At 50.7% G+C, this 19,124-nt stretch carries 14 protein-coding genes; 3 read left to right on the top strand and 11 right to left on the bottom strand.

All coding sequences use genetic code 11. The features are described from left to right. Nucleotides 1-5 precede the first annotated feature (5 nt). The 8 genes from P2W70_RS15320 to P2W70_RS15285 all read right to left on the bottom strand — a co-directional run bounded on the left by P2W70_RS15320 (nucleotide 6) and on the right by P2W70_RS15285 (nucleotide 9,515). Nucleotides 6-1,139 (bottom strand): efflux RND transporter periplasmic adaptor subunit, encoded by a 1,134-nt coding sequence (locus P2W70_RS15320; protein WP_276482362.1) that lies wholly within the window; start codon nucleotides 1,137-1,139, stop codon nucleotides 6-8. 98 nt (nucleotides 1,140-1,237) lie between these two features. Next, a complete protein-coding gene (locus tag P2W70_RS15315) occupies nucleotides 1,238-3,097 on the bottom strand; it encodes a tetratricopeptide repeat protein (protein ID WP_276482361.1) in 1,860 nt (619 codons plus the stop codon). A 2-nt stretch (nucleotides 3,098-3,099) separates the two neighbouring features. Then, a complete protein-coding gene (locus tag P2W70_RS15310) occupies nucleotides 3,100-3,741 on the bottom strand; it encodes a hypothetical protein (protein WP_276482360.1) in 642 nt (213 codons plus the stop codon). Between the two features lie 62 nt (nucleotides 3,742-3,803). Further along, nucleotides 3,804-4,991 (bottom strand): 6-bladed beta-propeller, encoded by a 1,188-nt coding sequence (locus P2W70_RS15305; RefSeq protein ID WP_276482359.1) that lies wholly within the window; start codon nucleotides 4,989-4,991, stop codon nucleotides 3,804-3,806. 108 nt (nucleotides 4,992-5,099) lie between these two features. Next, nucleotides 5,100-5,552 carry a hypothetical protein gene (locus P2W70_RS15300; protein WP_276482358.1) on the bottom strand — a complete coding sequence of 151 codons (453 nt, stop codon included), beginning with the start codon at nucleotides 5,550-5,552 and terminating at the stop codon, nucleotides 5,100-5,102. A gap of 192 nt (nucleotides 5,553-5,744) precedes the next feature. Beyond that, entirely contained in the window at nucleotides 5,745-6,209 is a 465-nt protein-coding gene (locus P2W70_RS15295) for a hypothetical protein (RefSeq protein ID WP_276482357.1), read from the bottom strand. Nucleotides 6,210-6,291: 82 nt separating this feature from the next. Then, complete coding sequence (locus P2W70_RS15290; protein ID WP_276482356.1) at nucleotides 6,292-6,750, bottom strand: hypothetical protein; 459 nt, start codon at nucleotides 6,748-6,750, stop codon at nucleotides 6,292-6,294. Between the two features lie 299 nt (nucleotides 6,751-7,049). Next, nucleotides 7,050-9,515: a glutaminase family protein gene (locus tag P2W70_RS15285; RefSeq protein ID WP_276482355.1), complete on the bottom strand. Its 2,466-nt coding sequence runs from the start codon at nucleotides 9,513-9,515 to the stop codon at nucleotides 7,050-7,052. Nucleotides 9,516-9,737: 222 nt separating this feature from the next. On the opposite strand from P2W70_RS15285, the gene P2W70_RS15280 reads away from it, so the two are divergent. After that, nucleotides 9,738-10,850 carry an acyltransferase family protein gene (locus P2W70_RS15280; RefSeq protein ID WP_276482354.1) on the top strand — a complete coding sequence of 371 codons (1,113 nt, stop codon included), beginning with the start codon at nucleotides 9,738-9,740 and terminating at the stop codon, nucleotides 10,848-10,850. 13 nt (nucleotides 10,851-10,863) lie between these two features. Here the strand turns inward: P2W70_RS15280 and P2W70_RS15275 are convergent, their stop codons facing one another. Further along, a complete protein-coding gene (locus P2W70_RS15275) occupies nucleotides 10,864-13,101 on the bottom strand; it encodes a histidine kinase dimerization/phosphoacceptor domain -containing protein (RefSeq protein WP_276482353.1) in 2,238 nt (745 codons plus the stop codon). 350 nt (nucleotides 13,102-13,451) lie between these two features. Then, the gene (locus tag P2W70_RS15270) at nucleotides 13,452-14,546 is read right to left on the bottom strand and encodes a ligand-binding sensor domain-containing protein (RefSeq protein WP_276482352.1); all 1,095 of its coding nucleotides are present in this window, start codon (nucleotides 14,544-14,546) and stop codon (nucleotides 13,452-13,454) included. Between the two features lie 174 nt (nucleotides 14,547-14,720). Here P2W70_RS15270 and P2W70_RS15265 point away from each other — a divergent pair, with 174 nt between their 5' ends. Continuing rightward, complete coding sequence (locus P2W70_RS15265; RefSeq protein WP_276482351.1) at nucleotides 14,721-15,473, top strand: hypothetical protein; 753 nt, start codon at nucleotides 14,721-14,723, stop codon at nucleotides 15,471-15,473. A 5-nt stretch (nucleotides 15,474-15,478) separates the two neighbouring features. Here the strand turns inward: P2W70_RS15265 and P2W70_RS15260 are convergent, their stop codons facing one another. Next, nucleotides 15,479-17,203: an amidohydrolase gene (locus P2W70_RS15260; RefSeq protein ID WP_276482350.1), complete on the bottom strand. Its 1,725-nt coding sequence runs from the start codon at nucleotides 17,201-17,203 to the stop codon at nucleotides 15,479-15,481. A 419-nt stretch (nucleotides 17,204-17,622) separates the two neighbouring features. Between P2W70_RS15260 and P2W70_RS15255 the strand changes: the two genes are divergently transcribed. Then, nucleotides 17,623-19,068, top strand: a complete 1,446-nt coding sequence (locus P2W70_RS15255; protein WP_276482349.1) for a serine hydrolase domain-containing protein — start codon at nucleotides 17,623-17,625, stop codon at nucleotides 19,066-19,068. The last annotated feature ends 56 nt before the right edge of the window (nucleotides 19,069-19,124 follow it).

Below are 19,124 nucleotides of genomic sequence, written 5' to 3'. Positions count from 1 at the left end.
GGAGATCATTTATCCATGTCCCTTTGCCCCTCTTGTACAGGAGCCAGGTGCGCCAGTTGCAGGTTATTGGTCGTTATCACCTTCATACCCGGTGTCAACCCTTCCAGTATCTCCACCTCTTTGCCATTGGAACGCCCGGTAGTGACATAGTGCCAATGGGCCAATCCTTTCTCTACGCTGAAAACCACCGGCCGGTCATCGTGCATCACAATGGCTTCCCGCGGTACTGTCAACGACCGGCTGGAAGACAGTTTGATCGTGGCGGTACAGTTCATGCCCGGATAGATCACCCCAGCATCTGTCAGCGCCAATCTTACCAGGGCCATGCCGTTCTCATCGATATAGGGATTGATTGCTGCCACCCGGGCCCGGTACTTTTTGGACGAGTCTGCCAGCGGTGCCACCTCTGCCGGCGCACCTATCGTCAACAAGAAAACATCCGCCTCCAGCACCTTGATCTCCAACACCAGCTGGTGCGGATCATAGATCCGGAACATCGGCTGATCCGGACGGACCCGCTGCCCTTCTTCCACCGTTACATCGGACAGGACCCCGGCAAAAGGTGCTCGTATCACCGTCCTTGATAACTCATACTGCGCTTCGCTGATCTCTTGCTCTGCCGGCAACAAGCCGCTGCGGATCTTCAACTGCCGCCTGATCTTTTCCGCTTCCGCTGCCGGCTTATCTTTCAGCAGGCGCTCATAACTCAATATCTGGCTTTCGTACTCCTTTTCGCTGTTGAGCAGGTTGAGTTCGGCTTTGTTGAGCCGGAATTGAATCACAGTGGGATCGACCTTTACAAGCACCTCCTGCACAGCTACGCGCTTGCCCGTAGCCGCATGACAAGCCAGCAGCGTACCACCCACCTCCGATGCAATCATTCTTTCGTGCAGTGACCGGATCTTCCCCGAAGACCGGATCAGGTATTTAAAAGGCGCTTCGCCGGCCAATACGGTATGGACGATCGTGCGCGACGTATCGGACTGCTGACTTTTTAGAAAGGGAAGCTCTGTATCGCCCTGTGAGGATAAGGAGTCGCCACAAGACACCAGGCAGCCCCCTGCCAAAACGGCGACACAATACCTAAGCAGAGGCTGTCGCCGGTTCGAGCGGGTAGTAACGATGGAATGGAAAAACATGTCACAATCTATTTTAGGATACTCCAACCACTACTCACGGATAGGGTAAGGTGGAGTATTAATGAGTTGTTTCTTTTGTCGTTCATTGGCCGTTTAAGCTAGCGCGTGCTTAACAACAGGCTTGTTTCTCTTTTGATCCTGTCTACTTCATCGGAAGGAATCTTGACTGGCATACGCAGTATCAGTTGGGCAATCGCGGTTGCCTTGTCGCGCTCCCCGGCCTCGTGATACAGGTTCAACAACCTGAATTTGATGGCAAACCGGCTGGGTAGATAACCAGACAGCCATTCATACCGGGTGATCGCTTCCCGGAGGTGGCCATCTCGCCGATACGCTTCCGCCAGCAGCTCGATGGTCCTTTTGGAAATGAAGTAAGTGCTGGCAGCCTCCAGCACCTGGATCGCTTTTGCCGCATCCTTTTGTTGCGACAACAAAAACATCCCATAGCTGGTCAGGAACTTCCCGTTGCAGGGCAGGGAGGCACGCAGGGATTCGTAGGTTTGCACACGTTGTGCAGGCGACAGTTCCTGTTGTCCGATCTGCTGCCAGCAGTTGACGGCCCGCCATTGGCGCCCCGCAGTATACGTGGCAAAACCGCCGGCTACAACTGCCAGGGTGATGATGGCTTTACCCACAGGCACCGGTACCCTTCCGTAAAGGGTATCGAGCCATCGCCACCGCCCGTCGTGCAGGATCACCGATGCGGCCACGCAACAGGCCCCCTGCAACAGCAGGATGTTTACATGCAAGGGATACGAAAACAGGCTACCTGTCAGCAGCAATACCATGGTCATTTTTACCGCCGTCAACAACTTTGCCTGTTTCGCCGACCGGCTGTTAAAAAACAGGATCAGGCCCATAACAACACCGATCATACCGGCCAACCCGATCGTATGAAACAATTGAATGGGCTCATTGAACAGGATATAACTTTCATCGGCACTTAAAAAATACGCATCGGGTGAAGTAGGGTGGGTCGTAAAATAGTGTGACTGCCACTGTGGGTAATACCAGGTAAACCGTCCAACACCTGTTCCTGTTAGAAAATGATCCTTCCAATGCCCTGCCGCAATGTCCAATTTCATCATCCGGCCAACAGCAGACAGCATTTTGGCTTTGAACAGCACCTGTGCAGCCGCCATGAGCGAGAGCAGGATCAGGCCCGCGCCAGCAACGATCACGATCCTGGGCAACCGGCTCAACCTGCTCTTGATGGTTTTCCCCAGGGTGCTCATGACCAGGCCTGTCAGCCAGACGAGCAGCATGACCATGGCCGTACGGGTAGTCGTCTTCCAGACAACCCAGGTTGTAAAACAAAGCACCAGGGAAAAGACAAGGATCTTCGCGATAACGAGGCCTGCTGCTTTCCGGTGCCGGAGCGGCTTATCGGTACTTGCTGGGCCCACAAAAAGAAGGTAGTACAGAAACGGTAGCTGTATGACCAGGTAATTGCAAAATATGCCCGTGTTCTGCAGGCTCCCCTGCACGTTAAAACTTCGGATGTCCAGGGCAAGGCCTCCCATTTGAAAACAGGCGATGCCGATCTGGATCAACAGGACGAGCACAAAAAGCCAAACGATCAGGGGCAATAAGCGTTGTCCTGCGTAGATCACCATACCCATCAACAGGATGATGCAGCTTACCTGTACAAAATACTCGTTGGCCAACGAATAATACCGGGACCAACACAGCCAACCTATCAGCAAACACCCCAACAGCAACGGCAATAGTGGAGGAACCGGCAGGGACCTCTTAAAAAGCAGCATGACAGACCACAAGGTCCAACCGGAGAGCACAACAACAGCCACCCCGTATTGCTCGTGGCGGGTCAATTCGTAGTTGAAAGAAAAAACACTTTCCACCTGGTAGTAATACCCGCAAAACAGGAGCAGCACGACAGCCAGCACGGCTGCCGGCGTTAGCTTGTTTTCCCGGGGTATGGAGTTGATGGCAAACATACTTACTGGTTGGGTTGCTTGATGTACCTGCCAACGACTGCCTGGAGATAATCAGCAGTTCGGGACGTATTCTCCTTCATGGGGAAGAACAATTGATGCGCCGTCATACTCTTGGGAGTCAGTACAAAGAAATAAGGGATATTGTAGGCATCCACAGCCGGCAATACCTTACCGGAAGGAGCGTTTAAGATCGTGAAATCGAACTTATTGACCCTTTTCCAGATCAATAGGTTCCGCCGGTTCTCATAGCTGGGCACAATGAGGATCTGCTCATGTCCGATCTGATCACCGATCGCCCGCAATACCGACAGGGAGGAATCGACGCAGGGGGTGCAGCCAATATCGGAATAACGGAATATGATCCTGGGCGACTGAATATACCGGTCAAAAAAAGCCGGCAGGGAATAGGCGGTGGCAGTGTCAGATAAGGTAACTGCATCCTCCACCACCGGATCAGCATGCTGGATGGCCAGCCTGTTGTACTTACGTTCCAGATCAGTCACCACAGCAGCGGCCTGTTGCTGATCCGGCCCCACCGGGTGGCTACCTTTATTATTGAAGTAGATAGCACCGTTTACGACAGTTACACCAATAGCAGCAACGATCAGCAATAGATAAAACAGAGATTTCTTTGATGGAAGCATAACACAGTCAATTGAGTAATGATAACGAAGGATTCAAACAGGCCGCGCGGCCGTAGCGGCACTTAACCTTTCAGGTTGATCACCAGCAACACCGGGTTGTCGTCTTCTTTCAAGGCTGCTGTCACGTGCTCCAGCGACGATAGGAGTGCTTTGGTGGCGCCTTCCTGCACACGTTGGCGATACAAGGCGATCAGCTCCGCAGCCTCGAACTTCACCAGCAACTGGTTATCGGCAGCGCCTTTGTACCAGTTGACGCAAGGCAACATGGTCTTGGAGCTAACAATAAAGTTGGCATTGGAAAAAGTCTCTTTCCGTTTCTTGTCCCAGATAACAGACCGGTTCCCTTTTTTGTAGATATAATTGAAAAACAGGTAATCTTTGAGTTCCAGGTACCGGCATCCAAAAACGGCGTATTGATTTTTCTCCACGTCTTTCATCTTATCCCGTATATTCTTATCGTTTACATAACCGGCCGGCGAGGGATCATCTTTAAAATCGAGAATATACCTGGCAGACAGTTTCAGCGAGTCTGCAGCAAAATTGTAAATCGTGTCATTGAAAAACTCAAAAAATACCGGCCCTTCGGGAGAAGCCTGAAAGTGTGATTCATCGACATAGGATTCGGTCATTGACAGCGACCGGTCGATGGGTAGAAAGTATCTTTCCAACTGATTGCGTGCTGCGTCCCAGGCAATCAATTTGTATCCCTCGTTGCCGGCAGTAGGCTCGTTGACATTATAGAAGAGGTATTTGCCCTCCGAATACTTCAGGAAGTTGGTCTTGTAGAAGTGAGCTACCTTATACTCCTTCGAAAACTGACCATCGAGGTCATAATGCAACATCTTCGACAGGCTGTTATCGAAGATGTCGATACCGGCGCTATCGGCCTTACACCGTCCGATGCTGTTGAACTCACCGGGACCTTCGCCGGAGGGGGATAGCTTAGCTACAAACTTCCCTTGATCAGAAAAGATGAAGACGCTTTTTGCATTGTATTTATCGAAGACAACGATCCTGTTTTTAATGGGGAATACGGCATTGATATTACCCAGCAGGCTGCTGTCTGTTGTTTCCAGTGGGATATAAGAGAAGGACGAGATCAACGTGTCGATATTGGAAAAATCGGTGATGGCACCATTATCTACCGAAATGGTGGCAGTCTTCGCATCGACAATGGGTCCGGTCTGGACATTGGGGTCACAGGAAGCCAGCAGGCCTCCCAACACGAACAATAAGATACTATTTCTCATGGTCATTGTATGAATGGGGTATGGTATCGTCCAATCGATATGGATTCAAAGAGAGAGCTATTAAAGGGTTCAATAGCTCTTCTCTTTGCACAATGTTGTGATTGGGGTTTATGAATTACAAGGTTTGTAATCCATGCCTTTTTTGTCGCAATCTGTCGGTAAGCAACCTGTATTGCCACCAGAAGCGCAATCAGCTCTCCAGCTCGTTACCGTTACAGTAGTAGTGCCCGGATTGGTAGTCGTCCATGAACTGGTTTGCGGGTTGTAGGTGATAACGACGCCGGCCGTTTGTCCAACGTTGGCATTGCTGGCAACGCCGCCCGTAACCTGGCCCGTAATCTTTCCACCCGTCACCGTTGTTTGTGTGGTTACACCATTGGTGGTAGTAGTGGTGGTACCATTGCACATTTGCTGTTCTGTTTTCCAGCAATTGCCTCCACCGGATTCGCCATCACCTGTAAAAGAAGAAAGCGAGGTAATGGTACCAGTGCCGGCAGCAAGCAGGCAAACAGCCAGGGCGACTTTCTTTAGTCGCGTTGAACTTGTTTTTTTGTTTGTCATAAATTAAAATTGCATGGTTAAGAAAAAAAAGCACGCTACGTAGCTTTTTTGAATGGCTTATTGTTGGGGAGACGGACAATAGATAGCTATACTTCTATAGAATAGAAATACAACAGGTAGACAGTCTTTGTAGGATTGGAAGTGGGCAGTACCCGCGATGGGCTGATGAAGCGGTGCCTTACAGCATGAGTACTATTTTCGATTGTTGCGTACGCCGGTTTTAGGCGCACCTACGGGCCGGCCATTGCAATCGGTCACCTGACAGGATGAACAGTTGCCTTTACCCGGGCCAACATATTCACATTCCCATCTTATCCTTTCAACAAGGCTATCGATCGCCTTCACTTTTCTTTCCAGCTTATTAGTTGTTGGATCGGCGCTCCACACCGTATATTTTTTAACGATCAGAAAAACCGTATCGGACAACAATTGCGCTTCCGTGATCACGCCCGACGAATCAATCCTGGCCAGGTCGGCAACTGGTACAGCAGGAGCCACTTCTTCACGAAACAAATTCCGCTTCCTTTCGCCTCCGCAGGACACTTTCGTCCGGCTCCAACACTTGTCTGACGGCTGGGCAATGTGTGATAGGTGGCGGCTGGCCGTCAGGGCAATAGCCGCCACGATCATACCAATTACAGTACAATGAAAAAGCATACCTTAAACTTTAAGCATGGGCATGACAACTCAAGTCAGTTACCTGAGCACAAACCCGAATACTGTATTAAACGCTGGAAAGTTATTTAACGCAAACCTTGAGGGTTCCGATAGATTGGCCATTACAATCGGTAGGCTGACAATCGGAAGTCGAATTGCCTCCTTGTGAACAATCTGATCTGCTACTGGTCACTACCGTAACTGCTCTGCTTTCGATTTTGTACCGGAACGAAAAAGTGGCAGGATCCCATACAGGCGTAGCAGCGAGGGTGATGACCGTGATGTTTCCCGAAGCGTCGGTAGTCGTTTTACCGTTATAGTCGCCGGGACCAGCCCACGGAGCTGCTGCTCCACTATAGGTGGTCGTCGTGGTGGTTCCATTGCAAACGACTCTTTCGGCTTTCCAGCAATTACCATTACCGGTTTCGCCGGGATCTGTGAAGGAAGAAGTGGTTGCCACGAGGCTGGCAACAAAGGCCAGGCAGGTCAGACTAACGGAGATTTTTTTTAATGGCAGGGAGAGGTGTGTGTGCTTTTTCATAACAACAAGGCAAAATTTTGGTTAATAGTTTACAGTCACCATCCATACAACAGGTAAACCAAATAGTATAGAATAGTATAGTACTGTTGTGTGAATATAGGCATTTCCCCCAGAACGGCAGTAAAAAGGATCAAAATATTTTACAATCTACCCACAGTCCGTTACCGTTAGCGTCATTTATGACAGCATCGCGCACACTACGCGCAACCACGGATGCACATCATCACTTATATATAAAGCAAAAGCCTTCTAACGTGGTTAGAAGGCTTTTGCTTTATAGCAAGGTCACAACGGCCGGTCTACTTTGCCCGCATCCTATCCGCCAGCATTTTCATATAGAATCCGCCTACCACACTTCTCGCCTTGAAATTGTCGCGGATACCGGTGATAGCATCGTAGAAATCGTTCAGTGGCACACGGGAGGGTGTTTCCAGCGCATGGAGATAAACGGGGGCGATGATCTTTTCAAACTGCTCGCGCTGTGGCGCAAACGTGGCCGTCCACAAGATCCAGTCATTCTTCGTATACGTCTTACGGCTATCCAATGGCAAGCCAAACTTCTGCTGCTTCGTCAGGTAGTACTGTGTTTCTTTCTCATATACCTGTTGGGGAAACAATTGCAGTTTCAGCACCTTATCCCATACCAGGTTGTACTTCTGGCTCCAGGTATTTTTATTGTCGAAGGTCAGGCTATAGTGATCACCACCATCGGCCATCTCCATCCATTTGGGCACCATGCTTTCGGCGATGGCCCTGTATTTCTTAGCCGTTTCTGCTTCGCCAAGTGCTTCCGCCAGCTGTGCATAACAGGCAATACCAACAATGGCCTTCACCGATAGATTGGCATTGCGCGCCAGGTGGCCCGCAAAATCATCGGTACACAGCTGCGTCTTTGGATCGAGGCCTTCCTTCACGAGGTAATCGACCCAGGTAGTGAGGGTTTTCCAATGTAGTTTAGCATAATCCGCATTGCCTTTCACTTTCGCGATCGCCGCCGTGAGGATGATCATATTGCCGGATTCTTCTACCGGCATGGGTTCGCCGTAGGTCTGGCCATTGGCGATGGGATAGGTACCCAGGTCATGCGCAGCCCAGGGGTGTGGATACTTGCCACTTTCGCTGAAATAGAAAATGCCATTCAGCATGCCTTCCAGCAATTCGGGGTTGTAGAGCAAGTACAGCGGGGCAGAAGGGTAGGTGACGTCTACGGTGTTGATGAACCCACCACTGTTGTTTTCCTTCGACAGCCACAGGGTTTCTCCCTGGGGACTTTTCACCAGCGTATGAGCGGCGATGCTCTGGCGGTAAGCCAATGCACAAAGATGCGCATACTGATCACCACCGGCTTTCACTGCTTCTTTGTTCAGCTCACTGTTGAAGGCCACACATTTGGCGATGACTGACGGGTAATCTTTTTCAGCATCGGCCAGTTGACCTTCGATGGTCTGTTTGCCATCCTGGTTCCACCAGGGGCGCAGGTTGGTATTGAAGTATTGCACGGAATAGATCTCATCGTAACCAAGCAGCAGATGCCGCTCGATCAGGCTTTTACCCACGGCAGTGATTGGCATCACCGTATTCAGCGATAAGGATTTCCCTTTGGAGGCGGTGGAAGTGGTAGCGCCCTTCGCGAAGGCCTGCGCTGCTTCCGTGCTTTTGGTGATAAATTGTGTGGCGCCGGATGACTGGGGCACTGCCACATGGAAATAGCCCCAATCGATGCGCATATCGTCTGCGCCCTTTTGTAAGATGGGTTGCTCGACGGTACCGGCTTTCAGGATCGACAAACCGTTAGCAGCGTATTGGCGCGTGGTGACTTCCTGCATCGGCTGGTAAACAGCCAGGTTGGAGGAGGCACCCAAAAAGACTTTTACCTGGTGCTTCTTATTATCGTTGGCCTTTACGCCGTAAGTAATGTACGAAACGGGCCTTGCCAGCAGTTTCATATCATTGAGCAATAGGGGAGACGTAAAAGTCAAAGTCAGGTCGATCGTTCCGCAGGTAAAGTCATAGCTGGTTTGGGTGGCGGTGAACGCAACCTTCTTTTGATCGGCCAGGGCAATGGCGCCGGTATTGTCTTTGATCTTATCCACCAGACCAAAGTCGAGGAAACGACCACCGGCCGTGTTTTTCAAGTAGATCGCCAGGATATTTTGCCCGGCTTTCAGGTCTGCCTTGTTGATGGCATGGTACTGGAAAGTGTTGGTCCAGCCCGCTTTTTCATAGACCCTTTTCCCATTCAGGAATACTTCCACATTGTCGTCGTGGTTCAGCTTCAGGAAAAGCTCGTTGATGGCGGCGAGGTTGGCTACGGTAAAAGCCCTTCTTACCCAGATATCGTTGGATTTCCAGAGCGTTTTGGCCGTCTTGGCATCATCGCCGATGGGTGCCTGGCCCGATTTCCAACTGGCGTCGTTGAAACTGGCGGATGCCCAGTCGCCCTGGGGCTTTTCTTCGGTATAGCGAACGGTATAGGCTATTTCGTCGGCAGCCAGTACGATGGTTTTGTAATTGGATTCGGTCTTGCCCATGAACCGGTATACCTTGCCATCTACGTTGATCAATCCCAACAGCGAATGATCGGCTCCCGTCCAGTGCTGGGTCGTAGAGGCAGTCAATTGATCGGTCATCGACCAGATACTGAAGTAGGTATTGTGCGTGATCAGGGGATAGGCGGGCGCTTGTCGCTCCTGCGCAGGCAGGTGGTTGCTGGCAAACAAACCGACGGCTACTGCCATGGCTTTAAAACTGTCCAATCTCGTCATGTAAAATGGCTTTGTTCAAATAAAAAGAGCGGTAAGGTAAACAACGGATGACTCACCCCTTACACCTTTTTGTTTCAATCTTTGTGCAATCCGTTCCAAAATCAGCAAATATCCCTATTTCGGCCTGCCGGCGCGATCACCCAACCTATTATCTTTCTATTTTTACCGCTTTCCGTAACCAGTTTCAGTGTGTTCTGAACGCCCAATTTTTACCCGACGACGATGGACAATAACCAACTTGCCACCAAACCTCACTATCCCATTTTGGACGGACTGCGCGGGGTAGCTGCCCTGATCGTAGTATGTTTTCACCTCTGCGAACCACTTTCTACCAGTCATTTTGATCAACTGATCAACCACGGTTACCTGGCGGTTGATTTCTTCTTCCTGCTCTCGGGCTTTGTGATCGGGTATGCTTACGATGACCGGTGGAACAAACTTACGGTCGGTGGCTTTCTCAGACGTCGGTTCGAGCGTTTACAGCCATTGGTGATACTGGGCATGACGCTGGGCGCCATAGGATTTTACTTCACCGATTCTACCATCTGGCCTACGATCCACGAGGTGCCGGTATGGAAATTTCTCCTGGTGCTGCTGATTGGTTATACGATACTCCCCATCCCTTTGTCGCTCGACATCCGCGGCTGGCAGGAAATGCATCCGCTCAACAGCGTTGCCTGGTCGCTGTTCTTCGAGTACATCGCTAATATTTTCTATGCAGTCGGTATCAGAAAGCTGTCAAACAAGGCGCTTTTTGTATTTGTATTGATCGCTGCCGCGGCCCTTTTCCACTTTGCCCTGACCAACGCCAATGGCGACGTCACCGGCGGCTGGACCCTCAACTGGGATCATATGCGGGTGGGCATCACGCGCACGATGTACCCGTTTTTTGCGGGGCTGTTGTTATCCCGGGTAGCGAAACCTACCCAGCTCAACAATGCCTTCTTGTTGTGTAGTCTGTTGGTGGCGGCTTTGCTCTTTATGCCCCGCATAGGCGGCGAGGCGCATCTTTGGATGAATGGGCTGTATGAGTCGATCTGTATCGTGGTGATCTTCCCGGTGATCGTGTACCTGGGAGCGAGCGGTGTGATTAAAAAGCCTTTTGAAAACAAAGTCTGCAAATTCCTCGGCGATATCTCTTATCCCTTATACATGGTGCATTATCCGCTGGTCTACTTCTACGTGGCCTGGGTCAGCAACAATAAGGGCATCACCCTGGCGCAAGCCTGGCCTACAGCGCTGATGACCTTAGCGGGATCGATCGTCCTGGCTTACCTCAGTTTGAAATTCTTCGATGAGCCCTTGCGGAAATGGTTGCGGAGGAAGATGAAATAACATCCTCCCGGCATCACACGGCTGCATATTCCTCCCCGGCACTCACCATGGAATGCAGTGATAACCGGGGTTTGAAACGCAGGCGCACGGAAGTGCCCTGGGATGACTCGATGGATACGGTGGCGCCGATATCGGTTGCCAGTCCCATTACCAGTTCCAGTCCCAACCCCATGGATTCCTCCTCTTTGCGCCGGAAGCCAATACCGTTGTCGGCGATCAGCAGTTCGGCCATGCCATCCTGGTGGGTCAGTGACACCGTGATGACAGGATGCTCGATACTGTCATTAAAGGCATATTTGAAGGTATTGGTGATCACCTCGTTGACGATAAGTCCCAACGGTACGCCTTGCGTAACATCCAGCTCCAGGGGCACAATATCCTTCATGATCGCTATCGGACGTTCCACCTCCAGGGCGTCTTTGATGTGCTGGATCAATTCCGACAAATAGGTGGCGATATTGACGGACGATATATTGTCCGAGCGATACAGCTTCTGGTGGAGCAGGGAAGTGGCAAAGATCCGGTTCTGGCTGGTCAGTAAAGCCGATTGGGCATCCTTGTTCACCGCGTTGGACTGCATTTCCAGCAGGCTCATGATCGTTTGCAGGTTATTTTTCACCCGGTGATGCACTTCTTTGAGCAACCATTCTTTTTCCTTCACCAGGCGCTCCAGTTTATTGTTCTTCCCGGTAATTACCTGGTTGCTTTGTTGTTTTAGCCGGTACTGCCGATAGAGCAATCCGATGATGACAGCGGACAGTACAATACCGGAAATAGTAATATCCCTTGTCAACCCTGCTACGCGTAAACTGGCCGATTGCAGGTCATTCTTTTGCGTCAGCAAGGCAATGGAATCTGCCTTTCTGGAGGTTTCGTATTCAACCTCCAGTTGCTGAAACTGGCGGAATTTCACCTCGTTGAACAGGGTATCCGACACCGACTTGTATAAGTTTAGATTCACCAGGGCCTCCCGGTAGCGGCCTTGCGCGGAGTCGAGCTTGTAGGCCAGGAAGGCTCTATCAGCGGCAGGGCGCGATATCGGTGGCACTTCCAGGCTATCGCATTGACGAAGAAAATGCAAAGCCCGCGGCAGATCCTGCCGGCCGAAATAATTCCGTCCCAGTACCACATACGCGGCATACTTCAGGTCCTGGGAAACTACCGGATCTACAACGGCCCTTTCCAATGCGTGGCGGTGCCGCAACACGCTGTCCTCCTGCCCTTGGAGCTCATATGCACGCATATAGATAGTGCTGAGCCAGGTGCGACCGATGGGATGTGGGTCGGACGTATGGTGTACAGGTATCGATTGCAGCAGGTTGATCGCCTCGCGGGGCTGCCCCAGATCGAGGTAACACAAACCAATATTGTAAGCGATCGAGATCACATTGGAGGTTTCATCAAAATGGAGCGCTACCCCCAGGGCATCTCTAAAATAGCGGATCGCGGTTTCCCGCCTGCCCGCCATCCGGTACAGGTTGCCCAATGAGTTGTTGATCGTAGCCAGTTGCAGTGAACTATCCTGTTCGGCTTTCGCCACCTTCAAGGCCAGCAGTCCATAGACGATGGCGCTTTTATAGTCCGTAACGCGCATACTGGCCCGGCTCATCAATTCGTATACCCCCTGCAGCTTTGTATGGCCTGCTGCCTGGTAGGCCACGACGGCTTCTTTCAGCACGACCAACGCTTTGGGAAATTCCCTGTTGACGCCATACAGATCTCCCAACATGCGTAGTGCATGTCCCTGTTGCTCGATATCCCCCGCCTGCAGGAAGGCGTCGGCCGCCTTATGCGTCAACACGATCCGCTGCCGGAGTTGATCTTTATCCTGCCATTCGTAATAACCACCCAGTTCATTGTAAGCCCTTCCCAGGTGATAACGGTAGGTACTTTGCTCGAGGAGGGGTATTGCCTGCTCCACGGCTTTCCGGCCATCGGCCTCGTTGCCCTGCTCGCGGAGCATAATGGCTTTGATCAGCAGCAGGCGACCTTCAAAAAAAGGAATACGGGCCGATTGGTTCAGTTGAGTAGCCTCCTGCAACAGGGTATTGGCACTATCCAGGTCGACCTTGTTTTCGCCGGGTTTGAAAATATGGTAGGCAGCCAGGTTGGTAAGTATTTCGACCTTGGGGGCCGATGCCTTGGTTGCCTGCAGTAATTGCAACAGGGAATCCGCCTGGAGGCGATTGAACTCCTGGGCAGCCGAAGTGAAGGCAGCAGCCACTCCCAGCAATACGAGGATGAGTCGCATGGTCAATGTTTTATGGATGTAGATAGATGTAGGATAAGCGTTTCACGCGGTACCGGGATCAACAGTGAAAAAGGGCAGGAAGGGGTGGAGGGACGGCAGGGCGGATAAACCGATGGCCGAAATTACTGTTATTAGAAGAGATGGGAAATTAATTGTGACTGACAGTAATTACCTGGCTCCGGCGTTACAAAGCAATTCCGGACTATCTATTGACCCCGGAATACGACAGTGGAGCTGTGATGCAACAATTATATGTTTTGGGTAAACCAGGAGCCCTATTTTACGAAAGATGTATTGCCTTGCTTCCCCAAAGGCAGTAGTGCCGCCATTGACTCTCTGCACACGACCAGTTAATACTTCCGCTCAAAAGACTTGCCATTGAAACGAAACACCCCGTTGGGGCCTCCACCAAACCACAATTCGCCTGATTTACTTTTGTAAATAATCCAGGTCATGTCACCATCGAGGCCATCTTGTTGAGTGAAATTGGTCATGGTATGCCCATCATATCGCCACACACCCGACTGTACGGTGCCAAACCACATGTTACCCGAACTGTCCTCACCAATCGAAAACACCCGATCCAGGGAGTTACCTTTGGTGTCTTCTTTTCTTAATCGCTGTTGTTTGGTAAAGTGATTGAATTGCTTACCATCATATTTTATGACGCCGATGCCACCAATGGGACTGCCACCACTGTTATTGCCAATCCATATATTGCCTTTGCTGTCCTCCATAATGGCCCGGATATGCAAAGATTCGGTACTATCTAATCCCATCGAATCATCAGTATACATGGTAAACCGCTTGCCATCGTACCCGATCAAGGCATTGTAAGTCCCCATCCACACCATGCCTGTTTTGCTTTTTATAAAAGGGGTGGAAATGGAATAGCCATTTTCGTGTCCCCGTGGCGGTTGTATAGGAAAGGAGCGGTAATAGATGTGCTTTCCGTCATATTGATACACACCTGCCAGCCCTTCCAGCTTATTGTACCCAACCGTTTCATCGCTTTTAAACCAAAGATCACTGACGTTAAACGTCCTGTCTTTAGGGGCCGAATATTCCCGCTCCCTGGAAACAGTCATTGCCTTACCATCGTACTTACTTAACCCCACCCCACATTCAAACCAGATGATGCCATTTTTATCTTCATAAATACTCCTGACCTGGTTATCACTCAATCCATTTTGGGTAGTAAAATATTGCAGTTGCCCATCCTTAAGCATACATACCCCTTCGCGATTGCTACCAAACCAGGTATTTCCTTTACTATCTTCCAAAATGGCACGAACGCCCGTGGTGTATCTCAACCGGGCGGTGTCGTTATGCTTAAAGTCGGTGATGGGCCGGGCATTTTCTGGTGGTTTGTTGGTGGGGTTTTGTCCGCAGGAGCTGAACCAACCAGCCAGGGAGAACAACGTGTAGATTAGTAGGTGTTTCATAATTATTTGTGCAGGAAGGTTTGACACCGCGAATCTACCGGCTTCCCGGCAGCATCCTGAAACAGGACTGTAAAATAGCGGCGCCAACTGTGTAAATAATTGTAAATACCCGGTTTCCTCCGGCCATTAGCGTACATTTAAGTGCACAGCGAACCTATTAAAACCGTCACCAACATGAAATACAATATCTTAAACGGAGATGCGCTCGCTTATAGTTTTCCTGAAAGCGAAATTGAAGGAGCCATTATTGTGTGCAGGGAAGCGCTGATAGATGGAGATGTATCGGGCAATGACCTGCCATCCTTCTGGCAAGCAAGGGCGAAATACCTGGGTGTAGCGGAGAACGACTACCACGACAAGGTAGTCAGCCAATTTGAGCAAGTACTACAGGCGCCCGACGGCTCCACCTTCAACCTCTGGTTTGAGTACGACCTGTTTTGCCAGGTGAATATGTGGTTTGTGCTGTCGCTACTCCATGGCCTGTCGATCCGGAAAAAGGTCTATGCCGTTTATACCTCGTATGTAGACAGAGACAGCAAGCATTTCTGGAATGGGTATGGGCCGGCCACATCCCCGCAGCTGCAGGTTTGCTATGCCGACAGAATTCTTTTAAGCGATGTAGACGGGCAACTCGGGCACGACCTATGGGCTGCCTATAAAGACAACAACCTGGATGCGCTAAGCCGGCTGGCCAGCCATCCTACTGATGCCTTTCCCTATTTGCAGGAAGTGGTACAAGCCCATATTGACCGTTTCCCCCACGACGGCACAGCCGGGCGGCCCGAAAGCGTGATCGCCGACATCCTGCAACAGGGCACTACCGACTTCCCCGGGGTGTTTCAGGAATTCTGGAAGCGGGAAAGCATTTATGGATTTGGCGATACGCAGTTGAAGTCAATCTACGATATGGTGATGCGTGGCCAGTGAAGGGGCTATTTTTTGTAAACCGTTTTACCATCCTTAATCGTGGCCAGCACCTGGACCTCGCGGATAGCCAGCGGCTCCACCTTCAGCAGGTTTTTATCGAGAATAACCAGGTCCGCCTTTTTCCCCACTTTCAATGACCCCCTGCTATCCTCCTCACTCCATTGGTAGGCAGCGTTGATCGTAATCGCTTTCAACGCTTCATAGGCAGGGATGCGCTGATCGGCACCCAATACCCGGCCACTCCTGGTTTGGCGGTTTACAGCTGCATAGATGGCCGTAATGAGGTCGGGCGGGGTTACAGGAGCATCTGAATGAATGGTAAATAATAGCCCATTGTCCAACCCTTGTTTCAGCGGACTTATATGGTTTGCACGCTCTGGGCCCAGCACACTTTCGTAATGCCAGTCGCCCCACAAATAGCAATGCGTGGGGAACCAGCTGGGTATAATGTTTAGCTGTTTTATCCTTGGCACCTGATCGGGCCGGCAAACCTGTGCATGTATAATTGCATTGCGCATATCGGTTGTAACTAAATTCTCTTTGCGCAAGCTGTCTATGAGGTCCAGGTACTCGTCAATAGCGGCGTCACCATTACAATGCACATGTACCTGCATACCGTTACTGAATATATCCTTCAACCCATTGTAAGCAGCCTGTCGGGTATATATAGGCACGCCATTAAATCCTGCCTGTTCACCATCCGGCGGAACCAAATAAGGCATTGTAAGCCATGCAGACTTTCCCTGTGGAGAGCCATCAAAAGTCATTTTTATGGCCCCCACCTTGAAGTGCCCCTGGTATTTTTTATAATACTGTTTCCAGTAGGCCAGGCTATCCTTATTGAGATCATAGTCGGGCAACACAATAAAATCACCGGTTAATAGCCCCTTTTCGTCGGCGGCCTTGATCAGATGGAGTGTAGCTGGGTCGGCCCTGCATTCTCCGATGACCGTTTGGCCATTTTTAAACCACAGTTTTTCTGCGGCCAGTAAGGCATCGAATTGATGTTCCGGAGGTGTTGGGGGAGTCTGTTTTCGCACGTACAGCAAGGCATGAATATTGGCGTTTTCAATCATTCTTCCAGTTAACTGTCCGGATGCTTTATCCCTGATAAAGGCACCGCCCACAGGATCAGGCGTGCTGTAACGAACACCCAATTTTTTCATAAACAGACTATTGCCAACACCCATATGACCCGAAGTATGCACGATATATATCGGGTGGGTAGTTGATACGCTATCCAACTCCGTAGCTGTGGGATGCCGATGTTCCCGCATCACCGATTCATCATAGCCATTACCCAACACCATACCACCATCGGGAATTTTATGCTGACCGATGTAATCGGATAACACCTTCCGGAGATCGGGTATCGACATTACGTCACCATAGGGTGGGGGCGATAATGGGGCAGTGGCAGATACCATGGCATAATTGGCCACATGGGCATGAGCGTCAATAAATGCCGGCACCAGCGTTTCGCCCCGCAGGTCATACATCAACGTGCTGTCTCCCTGATAGCCGTCCGCCTCCTTTGTAGTACCTACAAACAGGATGCGGCCGTTTTTGACAGCAAGCGCTTCCACATAGCTGGCCGAATCACCCTCCATGGTAATGATATCACCGCCGTAAAAAATGGTATCAGCTTTGGGAAGATCGCGATCAGCGCCACAGCCCAAAAGTATAAGACTTAGGAGTACCGAAAATGAAATAAACAATTTGCTTCGCATATTATTTTGGTTGATGGTGTAACAGGTAACTCATCCATAGTAAAAGCAGTTCAGGCAGCCTATGAATCACTAAGGCGGGATAACAGAGCGGGAACGTTGCTTATTAGCTGCCAGAAAGCACGAACGCATCAAAGTCGGCTATTCAAAAAGTAAGTCAATGGGATCGAAAGCACCTATTGTGTTTAGCTTGCCGGGACAATTATTGCACTATGATATTAACAAAACGCACCGCCTTGCCAACCAAACATGCCAGAAAAAGAAGGAAGAAATGACAGCGTTCGTGACAGGCGGGCAACCTGTTCGTGCCCAACCTCAACGTTTTGCGTACATTTATAGCTAGTCTCCCCGGCGCAAATAATGCAATGACATGGGGATCGATGGTGTATAATGCTGGCAGCATAAACAACAACTATAAAGGAATGAATAAAGTGATCTTGGTGCCCGCGCTACTGTATGTAATCTTACAGCATGCCTCCGCACAGCTCCCCAGCGATAGTATCCGGGCGTTGCTCAAACGCGAGGTAGCGGCCCAACGGGGCAAAAGCATCATCGTAGGCATGATCGACTCCACGGGCAGTCGGCAGGTATTTGCCGAAGGCATACTGAGTGACAAAGATCGCCGTCAGCCCGATGCCAACACCCTGTATGAGATCGGATCGATCACCAAGGTGTTTACGGCGCTGCTGCTGTGCGATATGGACCAGCAAGGTCAGCTCAGCGTGAACGACCCACTCTCGAAATACCTGCCGGCCAATACCAGGGCGCCCCAATGGAATGGGAAAGAAATCACCTTGCTGTCCCTGGCCACCCACCGCTCGGGCATGCCGCGTTTTCCCGACAATGTATTTCCCAAAGACCCCGACTTTACCCGGGCCTATGCCGACTATACGCCCGTTAAATTGTATGAATACGTGTCTACATTTCAGCCACCCGATATCGATACTAAGTGGAGATATTCCAATGTGGCCTATGGCTTGTTGGGACTGATCCTGGAAAAAGTATCGGACAAGGACTATGAAAACCTGGTAAAGCAGCGCATCTGCCAGCCACTGCATATGAACAACACCGTAATCACGCTGAATGCTCAACAGCGTAGCAACCTGGCCATCGGCCATGCGGAAACAGGTGCGGTGGTGGGTCTGGGTCAACTGGGCGCCATTGGGGCAGGAGGTGCCTTACTATCCAACGTCAACGACCTGCTGACATTCGCCCGGGCCCAACTGGGTCTTGTATCCACTCCCTTGTATCCTGCCATGCAGCAGACACATATACTGCAAGCGAAAAAAGAGGGAGAGGATACCTATACCACCATGGGCTGGACGCTTTACCAGGAAAACGGCAAGCATTACCTGTTTAAGGACGGAGGCATGCCGGGCTACCGGACCTACCTCGGCCTTGACCTGGTAAAAAAATGCGCAGTCGTGGTGCTTTGCAACAACAACAACTCCGTCACGGATATCGGTAGGTACCTCCTCGATCCCAGTCGCCGGGTGGATCTTTACCGCTATCCCTGGGCATTGCTGGATACGTTGCGGAGTACGTTGCGGTCGAGCGGTGTCGATGCCACTGTTGCCCGCTATCGTCAATTAAAGGCCGCAGCCGATCCGCGCTATACCTTCAACGAAGCCACCCTCAATTACCTCGGAGAAGAATGCCGGAGGAACAAACAATATAAGGATGCTATCAGCCTGTATGCACTCAATGCGGAGGAATACCCGAAGTCTGCGGGCGCGTGCGAAAGCCTGGCGACCACCTACCTGCTGTTAAAAGACAAGACCAAAGCACGGCAATACTTTGAAAAAGCGCAACAGCTGGAGCCGAACAACCGCCATTGGAGGTATATGCTGGAGCAAATCAGCCGGTAAATTTCAACTATTTTGCACCTACGCAGCTCTACTGCGCAGGGGTGTTGCATCTTGCA

It is taken from the genome of Paraflavitalea pollutisoli (genome assembly GCF_029360705.1).
Classification (GTDB): domain Bacteria; phylum Bacteroidota; class Bacteroidia; order Chitinophagales; family Chitinophagaceae; genus Paraflavitalea; species Paraflavitalea pollutisoli.
The sequence above is the reverse complement of the archived record's forward strand: the minus strand, read 5'-3'. Positions and strand labels throughout refer to the sequence as shown.